The sequence below is a fragment of the Enterococcus sp. DIV0774 genome (genome assembly GCF_050539095.1).
Classification (GTDB): domain Bacteria; phylum Bacillota; class Bacilli; order Lactobacillales; family Enterococcaceae; genus Enterococcus; species Enterococcus faecalis.
Genome location: NZ_CP172923.1, coordinates 964800 through 981697 on the forward strand (window position 1 = coordinate 964800; position 16898 = coordinate 981697).

The 16898-nt window shown below is 36.6% G+C and carries 15 protein-coding genes; all 15 read left to right on the forward strand.

Annotated features, from left to right (window positions below):
* Positions 1-121: 121 nt before the first annotated feature.
* Positions 122-958 (forward strand): ABC transporter permease, encoded by an 837-nt coding sequence (locus IGL86_RS04785; protein WP_002382189.1) that lies wholly within the window; start codon positions 122-124, stop codon positions 956-958.
* A complete protein-coding gene (locus tag IGL86_RS04790) occupies positions 951-1730 on the forward strand; it encodes an ABC transporter permease (RefSeq protein ID WP_002357916.1) in 780 nt (259 codons plus the stop codon). The genes IGL86_RS04785 and IGL86_RS04790 overlap by 8 nt, the downstream gene beginning before the upstream one ends.
* A gap of 38 nt (positions 1731-1768) precedes the next feature.
* A complete protein-coding gene (locus tag IGL86_RS04795) occupies positions 1769-2809 on the forward strand; it encodes an ABC transporter ATP-binding protein (RefSeq protein ID WP_002384674.1) in 1041 nt (346 codons plus the stop codon).
* 26 nt (positions 2810-2835) lie between these two features.
* Entirely contained in the window at positions 2836-3900 is a 1065-nt protein-coding gene (locus IGL86_RS04800; protein ID WP_002357914.1) for an ABC transporter substrate-binding protein, read from the forward strand.
* Positions 3876-5660 (forward strand): adenine deaminase, encoded by a 1785-nt coding sequence (locus tag IGL86_RS04805; RefSeq protein ID WP_033625357.1) that lies wholly within the window; start codon positions 3876-3878, stop codon positions 5658-5660. The genes IGL86_RS04800 and IGL86_RS04805 overlap by 25 nt, the downstream gene beginning before the upstream one ends.
* Positions 5644-6972 carry an amidohydrolase gene (locus tag IGL86_RS04810; protein WP_010823603.1) on the forward strand — a complete coding sequence of 443 codons (1329 nt, stop codon included), beginning with the start codon at positions 5644-5646 and terminating at the stop codon, positions 6970-6972. The genes IGL86_RS04805 and IGL86_RS04810 overlap by 17 nt, the downstream gene beginning before the upstream one ends.
* 184 nt (positions 6973-7156) lie before the next feature.
* Positions 7157-8047: a helix-turn-helix domain-containing protein gene (locus IGL86_RS04815; RefSeq protein ID WP_002382193.1), complete on the forward strand. Its 891-nt coding sequence runs from the start codon at positions 7157-7159 to the stop codon at positions 8045-8047.
* Positions 8048-8266: 219 nt separating this feature from the next.
* A complete protein-coding gene (locus IGL86_RS04820) occupies positions 8267-9202 on the forward strand; it encodes an FAD:protein FMN transferase (protein WP_010716952.1) in 936 nt (311 codons plus the stop codon).
* Positions 9203-9228: 26 nt separating this feature from the next.
* Positions 9229-9837, forward strand: a complete 609-nt coding sequence (locus tag IGL86_RS04825; RefSeq protein ID WP_002363762.1) for an NADPH-dependent FMN reductase — start codon at positions 9229-9231, stop codon at positions 9835-9837.
* Between the two features lie 18 nt (positions 9838-9855).
* The gene (locus tag IGL86_RS04830; RefSeq protein ID WP_002360528.1) at positions 9856-11112 is read left to right on the forward strand and encodes an NADPH-dependent oxidoreductase; all 1257 of its coding nucleotides are present in this window, start codon (positions 9856-9858) and stop codon (positions 11110-11112) included.
* Between the two features lie 411 nt (positions 11113-11523).
* A complete protein-coding gene (locus IGL86_RS04835; RefSeq protein ID WP_002361663.1) occupies positions 11524-13014 on the forward strand; it encodes a helix-turn-helix domain-containing protein in 1491 nt (496 codons plus the stop codon).
* Entirely contained in the window at positions 12965-13639 is a 675-nt protein-coding gene (locus IGL86_RS04840) for an AP2 domain-containing protein (protein ID WP_033625356.1), read from the forward strand. Before IGL86_RS04835 ends, IGL86_RS04840 begins: the two co-directional genes overlap by 50 nt.
* Before the next feature lie 257 nt (positions 13640-13896).
* Positions 13897-14787: a metallophosphoesterase gene (locus tag IGL86_RS04845; protein WP_016617220.1), complete on the forward strand. Its 891-nt coding sequence runs from the start codon at positions 13897-13899 to the stop codon at positions 14785-14787.
* 291 nt (positions 14788-15078) lie between these two features.
* On the forward strand, positions 15079-15990 hold the full coding sequence (locus IGL86_RS04850) for an ABC transporter permease (RefSeq protein WP_002382199.1): 912 nt from the start codon (positions 15079-15081) through the stop codon (positions 15988-15990).
* A gap of 14 nt (positions 15991-16004) precedes the next feature.
* Positions 16005-16886, forward strand: a complete 882-nt coding sequence (locus tag IGL86_RS04855) for a carbohydrate ABC transporter permease (protein WP_002357901.1) — start codon at positions 16005-16007, stop codon at positions 16884-16886.
* Positions 16887-16898: the final 12 nt, after the last annotated feature.

The following is a 16898-nucleotide window of genomic DNA, read 5'->3' on the forward strand; positions in this document are numbered from 1 at the left end:
TTTTTCGAAAAAATATACGAACGTTCGGGTTTAAAAACGAACAAAAAGATGAAAATGTGTTGAAATATACGTTTTCCTTGCGTATACTGATGAAGTGAAAAAACGAACGAGGAGTGTACGAATGAACAAGAAAGTTCCTTATTTAATTGTGGCACCGGGGCTAGTACTATTATTATTTTTCTTAATGATTCCATTAATTACTAGCATTTTGCCAACCATTTTTACTGATCATGGCTTGACACTAAATCAGTATGTTACTTTTTTTAAAGATGACTATAATGTTTCAATTTTCTGGCGAACGATAAGAGTTTCGTTAATAGTGACGGGTATTTCAATTGTGTTGGGCATTCCAACGGCATACTTTATTGCTGGAGTTTCCAAAAAATGGCGTGGCTTTTTAATGGCTATGACCTTGTTTCCACTATTAACCAACTCAGTTATTCGAAGTTTTGCTTGGATTAACATTTTAGGAAAAAACGGTGTAGTGAATACGTTGTTATTAAAAACGGGCTTAATTGAGCAACCGCTGAATTTATTGTATACAGAATTTGCAATTATTATCGGTTCAGTGTATTTATTTTTACCGACAATGATTATGACCTTAGTTGGGGTTATGGAAAACATTGAAGGAGAAATGCTAGAAGCGGCTGAGACGCTAGGTGCCAATCCAATGACGGCTTTTCGGAAAATTGTTTTACCTTTATCAATTCCAGGCACCATTGTAGGAAGTATATTAGTGTTTACAGGAACTTTAACGGCTTATACGACGCCACAGCTGTTAGGTGGTAACCAAAAAATGATGATGTCGACCTTCTTATATCAAAAGGCTAATACTTTAGGTGATTGGCAATCGGCGAGTGTTCTTGCATTTATTATGATTTTAACGACATTAATTGTGATGAAAGGCCTAGACATGGTCGCTAAGAAAGTAGATCGGAGAGAAGCAAATCATGCGTAAGCAAAAAGGACTATCTGTTATTGCAATTCTAGTTTTTCTGTTTTTATTTTTACCATTATGTTTGATTGTGGTGACTTCTTTTGGAACAGCCGCAGCGATTCAATTTCCGATTAAAGGCTTTACTTTAGATTGGTACGCCAAAGCCTTACAATCGGAAACGTTTATGGACAGTTTTAAGTTAAGCTTGTTGATTGGGGTATTAGCGACTGTTTTAGCATTAATAGTAGGGATTCCGGCTTCCTATGCGCTGGCACGTTATTCCGTTCGTGGGCGCAACTTTATTAAAAGCTTTTTCTTATCCCCAACTGTGATTCCAGGAATTGTGGTCGGGTATACGTTATTTCAATATATTGTTATTAAATTAGGTTTGCCTGTCTTTCAAGGATTGTTAATGGGGCATTTTTTAATTAGTTTGCCTTATATTATTCGAGTGGTTGGGTCAAGTATGGAACAACTAGATTATTCAATGGAAGAAGTAGCTTGGACATTAGGTTGTACAAGATTGCGAGCTTTCATTCAAATTGTTTTACCCAATGTGTCTTCGGGAATTTTTGCAGCCTTTATGTTAGCATTTGTCAATTCGTTTAACAATGTTCCTGTATCGATGTTTTTATCAGGTCCCGGTGTGACGATGCTGCCTACTTCTTTATTAAGTTATATGGAATACAATTATGATCCAACTGTTTCAGCAATTTCTGTATTGTTGATGCTACTAACAATGGGCTTAATGTTTTTAATTGAAAAAACGTTGGGACTAGCTTCCATTGCCTAAAACATGGAAGAAGCACGAGATAGAAAGAGGAGAAAATTTTGACTTTTGTGGATTTAAAAGATATTCGCGTCAGCTATGACGGAAAACAAGATATTTTAAAAGATTTAAATATTTCAATGGAAAAAGGAGAGTTAGTTTCTTTATTAGGACCGAGTGGTTGTGGTAAAACGACTACGCTAAGAGTGATTGCTGGATTAATTAAGCCAAACGACGGACAGTTTTTCGTTGACCAAGAAGAACTAACAAAGGTTCCTGTCCATAAAAGAAACTTCGGGATGGTTTTTCAAAGCTATGCGTTATTTCCCCATTTAACGATTGCAGAAAATGTCGCTTTTGGGCTGAAATTACGCAAAGAAAGCAAACAAACCATGGACCAAAAAGTCACGGAAATGCTAAAAGTATGTGGTTTAGAAAGCTTGGGCGACCGTTATCCAAAACAATTATCTGGTGGTCAAAGACAGCGGGTTGCGCTAGCACGTGCTCTGATTATCGAACCTAAACTATTACTACTGGATGAACCGTTGAGTAATTTAGATGCAAAATTACGAGTGGCAATGCGGATTGAAATCAAACGGATTCAACAACAATTAGGCATTACGACAGTTTTTGTCACACATGACCAAGAAGAATGTTTTTCTATTTCAGATAAAGTGGCCATTATGAATAATGGCGTGATTGAACAATATGATTCACCAGAAACGATTTATCGTTTGCCTCGTACTAAATTTGTCGCTGAATTTATCGGTTTTGAAAACTTTTTCTCTGTCGAAAAAATGGAAGCTGGTCATTATCGGACACAAACAAATCAAATAGTGAAAACGACTAATCCTGAACCAAATGTTACAACGACAGTGGCAACGATTCGTCCAGAGGACATTGAGATTGTTTCAGAAGCTGCTACTAATACTGTCGCAGGTACTGTCGCTGTCCGAACATTTTTAGGGAAAAGCTATCAATATGAAGTGGAAACAGCGTTAGGTACATTGCTGGTTAATGGAACAAGTGAACAGTTATATGAAACAAACGAAACCATTCACTTGGCTTTTCCAGCTGAGAAATTAGTTATTTTAGAAAAATAAAAACCATTTTGGAGGAAGATTTAAAAATGAAAAAACGCGTAATTTTAGGGACATTAGTCGCTGCAACGTTATTAATGACTGCTTGTGGAAACAGCGAAGCAACTACGAAAAGCGAGAGCAAAGGTGGAAGTAATGCTTTAGTCGTTTCAACTTTCGGATTAAGTGAAGATATTGTCAAAAAAGACATTATCGCTCCGTTTGAAAAAGAGAATGAAGCGAAAGTTACCTTAGAAGTAGGCAATAGCGCAGACCGCTTTACGAAATTAAAAAATAATCCCAATGCGGGAATTGATGTCATTGAATTAGCACAAGCAAATGCAGCACAAGGTGGAAAAGAAGGGTTATTTGAAAAAATTACAGAAAAAGAAGTACCTAATTTAAGTCAGTTAACGCCGGGAGCAAAAGAGGTTTTTGAAAGTGGTGCTGGCGTACCAATCGCTGTAAACAGTATCGGGATTGTTTACAACAAAGAAAAATTAGGCAAAGAAATTAAAAACTGGGATGACTTATGGTCAGCTGATTTGAAAGGTAAAATTTCTGTTCCAGATGTTGCCACGACGGCAGGTCCTTTAATGTTATACGTTGCCAGTGAACATGCTGGTCAAGATATTACAAAAGATAACGGGAAGGCCGCTTTTGAAGCGATGAAAGAATTAAAACCAAACGTTGTTAAAACGTATTCAAAATCGTCAGACTTAGCTAATATGTTCCAATCTGGTGAAATTGAAGCAGCTGTGGTTGCTGATTTTGCGGTTGATATTATTCAAGGCGCAGCAGAAAACGTGACGTATGTCGTTCCAGAAAGCGGCACGTATGCCAACTATAATACAGTCAATATTCCTAAAAAAGCACAAAACAAAGAAACCGCCTTTAAATTTGTTAATGCACGGATTAGTGAAGAATCACAAAAGGCCAAAGCGATTTCATTAAATGAAGGACCTACAAATCAACAAGTAACGCTAAGCGAAAAAGAAGCGAAAAATAAAACATATGGTGCCATTGCCGAACGTGCCAAAACAGTCGATTTTAATTTTATTAATAGTCAACTAGCGGATTGGATTGATCAATGGAACCGGACGATGAATCAATAGTTTTAGAAAAGAGGGACAAAATGAACGTCGATGTATTACTAAAAAATGTGTGGCTGTATCAAACAGTCACTCAAACATTCGTTCAACGAAATGTTGCGATTAAAAATGATAAATTTTATTACATTTATGAAGAAGAGAACGTCAATTTGCAGCCCCAAAAAACAATTAATGCCGAGAATCAATGGATGATTCCCGGCTTAATTGATGCACACATGCATATTGAAAGTTCCATGACGACACCTACTATTTTTTCCAAAGCAGTAGTGCGTTACGGTGTGACAACGGTGATTGCCGATGCCCATGAAATGGCTAATGTATTTGGCTTAGAAGGCTTAAAAGCTTTTATGGCCGCTGAAACAGAACTAGATATCTTTCACGCAATTCCTTCTTCGGTTCCTTCGACCACTCCCGAATTAGAAACAACTGGTGGGATTATCGGCTTAGCAGAAGTAGCAGAATTACTCAAAGAACCAAAAGTGATTTGTTTAGGGGAAGCCATGAATTTTAAAGGGATTTCCTATGAGCCAGATTCTTTAATTCGTCAAATTATCGATTTGTGCCAAAAACAACGACCAACCATGCCTTTAGAAGGCCACTGTCCTAAAATCGAAGATCAAGAGTTAGCAGATTTTCTATATAGTGGTATCACTTCAGATCATACCCATCAATTTCCTAAAACGTTAAAAGAAAAAATTGAAGCGGGCGTCTTTATTCAATTTCAAAATAAATCAATCACTCCTGAAAACATTCAGGTGATAGTAGACAATGACTTCTACAATTATGCAAGTATTATCACGGATGACGTGATGGCTGATGATTTGCTAAAAGGTCATCTAAATGAAAATGTCAAAAAAGCCGTTCATGCAGGATTGCCTATCGAAAAAGCCATTTATATGGCAACTTATACGCCGGCCAAACGAATGGGTCTCCATGATCGTGGCGAAATTGCACCTGGTAAAAAAGCTGACTTTTTGTTATTAAATGACTTAGAAAGTTTTGATATTAATACGGTTTATAAATCTGGAAAGGTCGTTTTTGAAAAAGGCGAGCCCTTCCATTATCCAGAAAAAATCGAAGAGTTTCCAGCCGCTTACCAACAAACCATCCAATGTAAAAAGTTAACAGAAGAAGATTTACTTTTAAAGGTGGCTACAACAAAAGAAACAGTTTGTTGTAATGTGATTCAAAAACAAGAAATTGGCACATTTACAGAACGAATTACAAAAGAAATTCCTGTTGAAAATGGATTGTTGCAATGGCAAAAAGCCAACTGCGCCTTATTAATTGTGATGGAACGTTACGGAAAAAATGGTAATATTTCTTTTTCTTTAATGGATCAACCTCTTTCCGAGAAAGGAGCCATTGCGACAACCTGGGCCCATGATCATCATAATTTAATGGTGATGGGTAATACGATTGAGGATATTCTGTTAGCGCAGAATGAATTATTAGCGATGCAAGGCGGCTATTTGGTTGCTTCGGATCAGCAAGTGATGGCAACTTGTCCTTTACCAATTGGTGGGATTTTATCGCAAGCACCGATTGAACAATTAGGCGCTTCTTTACAAAAAGTTCGACAAGCTATGCAAGCGTTAGGCTATCAAAATATGAATGAAATCATGTCCTTTTCCACACTATCATTGCCTGTCTCGCCAGCCATTAAAGTGACAGATTTTGGGATGATGGATACGAAGTCACAACGTTTCTATCCATTAGTTTTTCCAGAGGATGGAGTTCTTTTGCATGAAAACACTCATTAAAAATGTGCATATACTAACAATGGATGAGCAATTTTCAGAAATCAAAGCCGGCTATTTAGTGATTGAAGAAGACACAATTGTGGAATTAGCACCAATGACCACACTTGATGAAAAGCGAATGGCTGCAAATCAAGTAATCGATGGTCAAAATGGAATTTTAATACCTGGGATGATTAACACCCATACCCATGTAGGCATGATTCCGTTTCGTTCGTTAGGGGACGATGTGCCAGATCGACTCCGGCGTTTTCTTTTTCCATTAGAACAATTCATGACAAAAGAATTAGTAGGATGCAGTAGTGATTATGCAATTGCTGAAATGTTACTGAGTGGTATTACGAGCTTTTGTGATATGTATTATTTTGAAGATGAAATTGCTAAAAGTTGTGAAAAAATGAGTGTTCGTGCTTTGCTCGGAGAGACGATCATTGATATGCCCACTTGTGATAGTCCGGAGCCTTCAGGCGGTCTTTTTTACGCGGAAACCTTTATTCGCAAGTGGCAAGGCCATCCGTTGATTACGCCTATACTTGCGCCACATGCACCGAATACCAACTCACCAGAAGTGTTGGCAAAAATTATTGAACTTAGTCGGCGATACCAAGTTCCTGTGACCATGCACGTTGCTGAAATGACTTATGAAATGGCTGAGTTTGAAAAAGCCTATCAAAAAACACCAATTGCTTTCTTAGAAGAACTGGGTTATTTGAGCGAGCCGTTTATTTTAGCGCATTGTATTTTGGCAACAGATGAAGATCTTGCGAGTTTAGCTGCTACTAATGGAAAAGCGCGTGTCGCTCATTGTATCGGTGCGAATACTAAATCAGCCAAAGGCGTAGCGCCGATTAAGCAAATGCTTGATCAAGGGATTATTGTCGGTTTAGGCACGGATGGACCTAGTAGTGGGAATACATTAGATTTATTCACCCAAATGCGCATGGTTGCGAATTTTCATAAGACAGCACACCAAGATCGCTCCTTGTTTCCTGCGAAAGAAATTGTTTATCTGGCAACGATGGGGGGCGCTAAAACGTTAGGCTTGGCGGAGCAAGTCGGCTCATTGGAAGTGGGCAAAAAAGCGGATATAGCATTAATTGAAACGCAATCAGTTAATATGTTTCCGATTTTTGATGCCTATTCAGCGTTGGTTTATTCAGCAAATGCTAGCAATGTTGAAGCTGTTTGGGTGAACGGTCAACAGTTAGTTGCCAATAAAGAATTACAACAAGCTAATCTCAAAGAAATCAAGGAAAAATTATATCAGGCCATGAATACGTTTGTGAAAGAAGCTAAAAAAAGAGCTGCTCTCTAAACAGAGCAAGTAGGACGTATCGGATTGATTAAATAACGCTGAATTGACGTTTAGTGATTTAGGTTCTAATAGAGCGCAGACAAACTTTTAATGAAAGAGTTGTCTGTGTTCTTTTTTGTTATAAACATTTTTCTTTTTCTATATATATTTTTAAGGTAAGTTGTATTATAGTAAGTTTGAGAAGATGAGAATGAGAGGAAAAGCAATGAATATACAACGGTTTATAGAAAAACGCAAAGCACGTGGTTTGTCGCAAAGTGAATTGGCTAAAGGGATTTGTACGCAAGTTACGGTTAGTCGCTTTGAAAAGAATGGTCAAGTCCCGACTTTAAAAATATTGATCCAACTATGTAATCGTTTAGAGCTACCTTTGGGGGAACTCTTCCCGCGTGTAGGAATTAAACAACCTGAAATTCTTGAAAAAATGGAAGAAGCAGAATTCTTCTTGATTACCAGCGAACATGACCAATTGCAAACAATTTTAAAAAATATTCCTTTTGATGAAATCAAAGATTCCCAACTGTTATTAGAATATTATTATTTACAAGGCTTTGTCATGATTTTTCAAAATGCTTCGTTGATGGATTGCTTATTTACCTTTGAAAAACTTCTGTTTGAAGAGCAAAAATACACGAGCGATATTTACCGTTTGTTAGCTTTTACTGGAATTGGCATGGCCTATGCCAAAGAAGGCGAAATTGAGAAAGCCGAATTTTATTTCAATAAGGTCTTCAAGGAAATTTATCTTTATACTATTCAATCAATGGAAGATACTTGGCGAGTATTAAATGTTGTCTTTCACTGTGGTGTTTTTTATGCAGAAAAAGGCGATTTAGAAACAAGTGATGCTTTGTTAGAGTATGCGATTTCCATCTGTTCTGATAATCACGTCACGTATTACTTGGCAAGAGCAGCTTTCCAGCTTGCGAAAAATGCCTTAGCTGAAGAAAAGCCGCAAGAGCAAATTTTAGAACTACTACAAGATGCCCGCGCGTATGCAAAAATCAATAAAAACCGCATCTTGTTGGAAGCAATTCAAACATTGAAAGAAACAATTTTATCTAAGAATAATTAGTTTATATAGAAAATTATATATTTATTTTCAAAATATAATAAAAAAAGCGTTTTTTAAAAGAGTTCAAGACAAGTTACGACCTTAAATGAAAATTTTAAGGTCGTTATTTTATATAAAAAAATATATAAACGACTTGACTGGCATCAAATAAAGGCGTATGATTCATTTGTGAATAAATGTGAAATAAAACACAATCTTTCGTGGAGAGGAAGTCTTGAGGTGCAACAAAGTCAAACTATTTATTTGATGGGCACAGTAATAGATGTATTTGTAGACCATGAAGAACCTGAAAAAATTCTAGAAGAAGTGCATCAACGATTGATCACTTATGAGCAACGCTTTAGTGCAAATGATTCAACTTCGGAACTGATGGCTGTCAATCAACAAGCTGGGCAAAAACCAGTCAGCGTTCATCCAGAGTTGTATCAATTAATTGCATTAGGGAAAAAACATAGTTGTGATCCAGCTAGTCATTTGAATGTTACCATTGGCCCGTTAGTTCAAACATGGCGAATCGGTTTTAAAGACGCCCGTGTCCCGTCAGAAGAGGAAATTAAAGCCTGTTTGAAAAAAATTAATCCAGAAAAGATTCACTTAAATCCATTAAAACAAACGGTTTTTTTGGAAGAAGAAGGAATGAAATTAGATCTGGGGGCTTTAGCAAAAGGCTATATCGCTGATTTACTAATTGCCTATTTGAAAGAAGTCCATGTGACGTCTGCTTTGATTAATCTGGGCGGCAATATTGTGACGTTGGGGCCCTCTACGCATCAAAACAAAAAATGGCGAATTGGTATTCGCAATCCGCAAGAATCCAGAGAAACAATCAGCTTACTTGTCGAAGTGGCTAATCAATCGGTTGTGACGTCGGGCATTTATGAAAGAAGTTTAACCGAAGCTGGGCGAGTCTATCACCATCTGTTGGATCCGACAACCGGTTACCCATTGGAAACTGAAATGGCCAGCCTCACAATTATCTCGGATGCTTCAGTGGATGGTGAGATTTGGACAACGCGTTTATTTGGTTATCCAATTCCAGCAGCGCTTGAAATCCTCAATCAACTAGATGGAATTGAAGGAGTCATTATTACACAAGACCAGCAAATTTTATATAGCAGCGGGTTAGCAGATACTCTTCACATTATCCATTCATAGAACCGAAAAAGAAAGGACAGCTCATTATGAAAAAAATTATCGGCTTAGTAGGAACGAACTCAGAGCAATCAACCAATCGTCAACTTTTGCAATTTATGCAACACTATTTTGCGCAGGAGGCTGACATTGAACTAGTTGAAATTGTTGACTTTCCTATGTTTAACAAGCCAGAAGACAAAGCTTTGCCAGAAATAGTTAAAACGGTTGCTGAAAAAATTGAAGCAGCAGATGGCGTCATTATCAGTACGCCTGAATATGACCATGCGGTGCCGGCTTCTTTGATGAATGCCCTAAGTTGGTTATCTTACGGGATTTTTCCGTTTGTTGATAAACCAGTTATGATTACTGGTGCATCCTATGGCACGTTAGGTTCCTCTAGAGCACAAGCGCATCTACGTCAAATTTTAGATGCTCCTGAATTGAAAGCACGAATTATGCCAAGCTCTGAATTTCTATTAGCGCATTCCTTACAAGCTTTTGATGAAAACAATGCGTTAAAAGATTCAGAACAAATAGATAAACTAGCTGGTTTGTTTGCAGATTTTTGTGTATTTATTGAAATTACAGAACAGCTGAAACATGCGCATGCGCAAAACAAAAAAGAAGCAGAAAATTTCTCATGGGAAACGATTTAACGAAATGGAGTGAATAAAATGAAATTAATTGGGATCGTCGGATCAAACGCTGATTCTTCTTATAATCGGTTACTACTGCAATATATTGGCAAAGAGTTTTATAAAATGTTCGACTTGGAAATTTTAGAAATTAAAGATATTCCAATGTTTAATCAAAGTAAGGATCAAACGAACAGTGTCTTGATTCAGAATATGAATCGCAAAATTTTACAAGCAGACGGCGTAATTATTGCGACGCCCGAACATAACCATACCATTCCTGCCGGTTTGAAAAGTGTGTTAGAATGGTTATCTTTCAAAATTCATCCGCTGGAAAATAAACCAGTAATGATTGTTGGTTGCTCTTATTATGATCAAGGAACCTCACGTGCGCAATTACATCTCCGTCAAATTCTTGATGCACCTGGTGTCAATGCAATCGTGATGCCTGGAAACGAGTTTTTATTAGGAAAAGCGAAAGAAGCATTTGATGAAAACGGCAACTTAATTGCGGAGGGAACACGTCAATTTTTAGAAAGCACATTACAAAAATTCGTGGAATTCATTGATGTGATTTCAAAATTAGAAGGGGCTAAGCCAAAAGACTTACCTGAAGATTTACATGCAAAAGGAACCATTGAAACAACGATCGAAGGGGTTGATATGGCAGCAGATGATTGGGTAGAACAAGCAGCAGAAGCGGTTCAGGCTGTGGAAGGCGACACATACGTAAAATTAGATCGAGGCATTTTAACCGTAGATCAGCTAAATTATTTCTTAAAATCAATGCCAATGGAATTGACTTACGCAGACAGTAATAATCAATTTTTATATTACAATAAAAAAATGGCTGCTGAAGAAATGTTTGCTAAACGGCAACCAGGACAAGTTGGTAATCCATTAGCGAATTGCCATCCACCAAAAGCATTGAAAAATGTAGAATGGGTGATTCAACAATTACGGTCAGGAAAAACAGATGCTATTCGCGTTCATGTTCCAATGCACGGACCAGATACCTATGTAGTGCATAACTATCAAGCGATGTATGATGATAATGGAAATTACGCGGGAATTAATGAGTATATTTTAGACTTTAAACCAATTGTTGATTGGTATTTAAAACAAACTGGGCAAGAATTAGTCGGTGGAAAAAACGTCGATGCCGTCAGTGGTGCCTCCAAAAAAGAAGCGCCAGAAACGGCAGATAGTGTCTCAAGTGCATCAGTCCATGAAGAAGAGTCAGCGACCGAAAAGCCAACAGTTGACAGCGTTTCTAGCGCTTCAATTAAAGAGTAAAATAACAGTAAAAAATAGCGGCAACAAGTAGTCATACTGTATTCAGATTAGCAATGCCAAATGAGGACTTTTATTGACAGAAGCTGATACTTAAAAGAGTAAGAACTTTATAGGAAGATAGTATAGAAGACGAACCAAAAGTTTCAATCATTTTTGACGAATAGGCTAGAAAAGAAACAGAAAATTAGTCAAACAAATCAGCTTTTCTTTAAATTTAAAGTAAAAAAATAACAAAAAAAGCCTCCTTGGTGACGCAAGGGGGCTTTTTTTGGTTAAAATAATACTTTTCTATGAAGATTCCTAAATATCGAAAGAATCATTTTTAAATTTGTGGAAAAAATAAGCAAGATTGACACTCACGTCTTGTTAAAAAAATAGATACTTAAGGCGTGATAGTTTGGAGTTGAAAATGTGACTACTTTGTTAGATGAATTATTAGACCAAGAATTCCGAGATAAATTACTTATTTATCAAACTTTTATGAATAGTGAAGGTCCATTATTAAAAGAAGAATTTTATGGATATTTTGATTTATCCACTCAAAAGTTAGAATCGTTGTGCCGTCAAATAAATTATGAATGTACACAGATTTCTTCAAGGAGTCAAATTCTTTTTCCAGCTAAAGGACTGATTAGTGCGCAAAAATTATCGCAAATTGATTATCAAGCCTTAAGAAAATATTATTTTGATCAATCACTAATGGCCAAGTTGCTTCTTGATGTGGGCCTCTATCAAAAGCACACGATTCAAGAATTTTCTCAAATTCATTTTATGAGCAAAAGCAAAATTTATGCCTTCTCGTATAAACTAAATCTGATTTTAGCTAATTGGCGTATTAAATTAAAGTCAACAGGCTTGGTTGGAGAAGAGAAAAATATCCGAAGTTTTTGTTTTCAATGCTTGTATTATTTTTATGGAAGTAATCAAGAAAGGCTGCCTAACATTTTGCTGGAAAATAGTCCTGGCATTAAACGATTTATAAACGATTTACAACTGATGTATCAAAGAACGTTTAGTCTTAATCAAAGCGCACAACTATTTATTCTTTTAACGATCCAACGTTTTCGTGTGTTTTCTGATCATGTAGTGGACTCTTTTACGGAAGTTCATGTGCCTAGCTGTTTACAGCATGCGTTTGAAAAAATTTATACAAGCGAAACCCCTCTTTTTAAAGAGGATTTTGGCAAAGAGACTTCATATATTTTTCTTTTTTTAAGTTTAAATGAATACATTGATAGTCCGATTGTTTTTCCAGATAAGTTAACCATGTTAGACGAATTTATTGATCATATGAATAGTGTTATTCCTTTCTTTGAAAAGCGAATTACGGTGGAAACAAAAGAAAAATTAAAGTTGATTTGTTATCGCTGGGACCGCCTATACTTTTCAGTGGCTGCATTTATTCCCGCCAAGCAGAGCAGTTTCTTTGAAGAGCGGTTTCCTCAAATTCATCGCGCCTTAGATGGTTTTATACAAAAGACAGAGTCGCTGCATCAAAAACGATTTTTAATGTATGAACGCGTGCATCTATACTATGATTTTATGTTTTGTTTGTTAAATGATCGTTCTTTTTGCGCAATTGAAAAAACGATTCATGTATTTGTTGATTTTTCTGGTGGGGAGGATTATAACCGCTTTATTGCAAAAATTATTGCTTCTTTCAATTATATGGATGTTATGATTGATCACAAATTAACCTTAGAAACCGATTTGTATTTGTCCGATTTTTATAGTTCGAAAGTACGGTGTCGTCAATTGACATGGCGTCATTTGCCGGAAACAAAAGATTGGCAAGTATTTGCTGAGGTAGTCAGAGAACTAAGAAAGGGAGAGACTCAGAAAAATGAGCACTATGAGAGAGACCCAATCGAGATGTGGCGAGAACAAGAATACGAAGGATAGTCAATTGAGACAAGCAGTTAACTATAAAGACTTAACTGGTCAAAAGTTTGGTGAGTTGACAGTAGTAGCACCAACGGCAAAAAGAAAAGAAGGGCTGATTGTTTGGGCCTGTCGCTGTTCTTGTGGGAGCTATGCAGAAGCTTCAAGAAGACAACTAATTCGTGGGTATCGAACGAAATGTGCGCACCATCGCTATCAAACAATGTTGAAAAAAAACTATCATGAATTAGTCGTGGTACGGATCGAAAGTATTCAACAGACAATGAAAGCGTATTGTCTGTGTTCGTGCGGACAAGCTTGCTGGGTTCGCTGTGAAAATTTGTTGAATGGCCATACCAAAAGTTGCGGTCATCGTAAAAAGAAGGATTACCGACAAAGAGTTGCTGGCGTAATTCCAGGGAAGTTACAAAGTAAACGCCCCAAAAATAATAGCAGTGGACACAAAGGGGTGAGCCAGACCGCTTCTGGGAAATGGCTGGCTTATATCTCTTTGAAAGGCAAGCGCCATAACTTAGGTATCTTTACGGAAAAAAGTGAAGCAATTTTAGCAAGAAAATTAGCAGAACGTCGTCTATTTCAACCAATTTTACAACAAGAAATAGTGACTATAAATAAGGAAGTTTAGCAACAGAGAGGATGCGAAAGATGTTAGCAGGCTTATTTTCAGTAACTGGAATGATTTTATTGGGGATTTTATTTTGCTTAATTGGTTATCAAACGTTTCGAAAACATCATCATTAAGAGAAGAATGTTCTAGCTAGATAATTTCATCGACAGATGAAATTATCTAGCTTTTTTTATAAAAAAGCTAAGAAAAGGATAAGAGATTGTGGAAATTCTTTAGGTTGTTTAACAAAGCCTTAATTTCCTTTGTTTTAGATTGTGGTTAAGAAGATTTTTCTCTATACTAAGTCTTCGGAAATCAGAGAAAAGAAAGGAGCGAGTGATGTGGTTAAAAAAATTGGTTTAAGTATAATGCTCTTATTTTTTTTCTTAATTATCGCACTCCCAATCTATGCGTGGAAGATTGAGCCGAATTTAGTTCACGTTAATCAGGTGACTTTGGGAAAGAAAAATCAACGAGAACCATTAAATGTTGTGCAACTTTCGGATATACAAGTTTCAGAATTTTATGAGACGAAGCGGTTAGATAAAGTCATAAAAAAAGTCAATCGTGAAAAACCAGATATTATCGTTTTTACAGGTGATTTATTTGACAATTATGCCAAAAATCCGCAACAAAAAGAACCGATGATTGAAAAATTAAAACAGTTGCAAGCGACAATTGGAAAATATGCAGTTTGGGGAAATCATGATTACGGTGGCGGTGCTTCTGCGGTGTATGATGAAGTCATGGAGGCCAGTGGCTTTACCGTTATGAAAAACCAAGGAGAAACAGTAACCTTAGCAGATGGACGCCGTCTTTTTATTGGTGGTTTAGATGACTCGTTATTAGGAAATCCTTCCGTTTCAGAAACATTATCCTATCGAGAAACGTATGACTATGCGTTATTAATGACCCATGAACCAGATGTCGCGGATGCATTTGTTGGTACGGGTACACAGTTAGTTTTAGCAGGACATAGCCATGGCGGACAAATTTGGATTCCTTTTTATCCAATCACAAATGTTTTAGCAGAAAAGTATACCAGAGGATTGTATCAGTTGGACCAAGAAACGCAACTATATGTTAATACAGGCCTAGGAACGACCGCCATTCATGCCCGTTTTGGGGTGATCCCTGAAATTACACATTTTACTATCTATATTTAAAAAGTCTGGTCAATCCGACCAGACTTTTTTCTGTTATTTAACAGAATTATTTTTAAGAAAAAGATGTTCATATTTTGGTGAAACGTTTCTATAAAATGCTTTAAAATATCTAGAAAAGAGTATTTTTATGGAAAAAGAAGTAGGGGAAATAATTTCTTTGTAAATGGTCTATAGCGCTTTTTAATGCTGTTATTTTTAAATGAAACCATAATGTAAGGGTTTACAACCGTTTGAAGTGAATGTATAATCTGTTTGTAGAAACGTTTCACTAAAAAGAAAGGAACCCTGCTTATGAAAAAACTAAAAAAGTTTTATGATCAGCGGCAATTGCATTGGATGGTACTTCCGGGTGTAGCATTCATGATTGTCTTTAACTACATTCCAATTTATGGAATTATCATTGCTTTTAAAAATTATACGATTGTTGATACGGTTTCTTCTGCACCATGGGTTGGACTTGAAAATTTTCGAATCATTATGGAAGATAGTTTTTTTTGGGAAGCAGTTCGTAATACCTTAGCGATTAGTTTAATGAAACTTTTTTTAGGATTCGCTATTCCGATTATCTTAGCAGTAATGATTTTTGAAATGAGAGATGGACATTTAAAAAAAGTGATTCAGACAATTTCTTATATTCCGCACTTTTTTTCTTGGATCGTTTTAGGCGGGATGTTGATTTCGTGGCTTTCAACAAATGGCTTTATCAACCAAGTCATGATGTCGTTAGGCTTAATGAATCAGGGCGTCAATCATTTGTTAGATCCTGATAAGTATTGGTGGATTGCTGTTCTTTCTGATTTGTGGAAAGAAGTAGGTTGGGGCACGATTCTCTATCTTGCTGGCATGTCTCGTATTGATCCAACGTTTTATGAAGCGGCGAGAATTGATGGTGCTTCAAAATTAACACAAATCCGAACGATTACTTTGCCCTTATTAGCACCGATTATTTCGTTGAACTTAATTCTAAATGTTAGCGGTTTATTGGGATCGAACTTAGATCAAACGTTGGTTTTAATGAATGCTCAAAACCAAAACAAATCAGAAGTAATTAATTCATTTGTTTATCGTATGGGGCTAACGCAAGGGGACTTTTCTTATGCGACGGCAGTTGGTTTAGGGATTTCTGTTATTTCAATTGTTTTATTAGTCATTACAGATCGCATTACTAGAAAAATGAACAATGGTCGGTCGGTTATTTTATAAAGGAGGCAACAGCTGTGATTAAAAGAAAATCAAAAGAAAACAAATGGTTTTACTTTTTCAATACGTTAATTCTTGTGTTGTTTTCTTTATTAATTATCGTGCCAATTTGGAATATTTTAGTTTCCTCAGTTTCGTCAAGTTCGGGTTTAGCCGGTAAAGGCTTGGTTTTATGGCCGAAAGGATTTACGCTAGAAAATTATCGGAAAGTTTTTTCGGATAGTAGCATTCCGCGAGCGTTTTTGATTTCTGTTTTAAAAACAGTTATTGGTGCGTCGACGCATACACTGTTCTGTGCGATTGTCGCCTATGGACTTAGTAAATCTAGACTAGTCGGGCGTAATATTTATACAACGATGGGTGTCATTACAATGTACTTTGGTGGGGGCATGATTCCCACGTATCTTTTGATTAAGTCATTAGGACTCTTAGATACCTTCTGGGTATATATCATTCCAGCTTTATTTAGCTATTATGATGTAGTTATCTTAATGAACTTTTTCCGAGAAATTCCACCATCTTTAGAAGAATCCGCCAAAATAGACGGCGCCAGTGAGTTTCAAATTTTTTATAAAATCTTTTTACCTTTAACAAAACCGGCATTAGCCACCATTATTTTATTTAATGGGGTTGGTCAATGGAATGACTTTATGACCACGAAATTATACATTACCAAAGAATATTTGTATCCATTGCAGATGAAAATTTATGAAATTATTGTTCAATCAAACTTGAGTACCATGACAGAGAGCGGCAGTACAGATATGGTGGTGCAGGCAACGACACGTGGTGTTCAGCTGGCAACAATTGTCATTACAACGATACCAATTTTAATCATTTATCCATTACTACAAAAACACTTTATCGGCGGTATGATGGCCGGTGCAGTAAAAGAATAAAGAAAGTAGGGA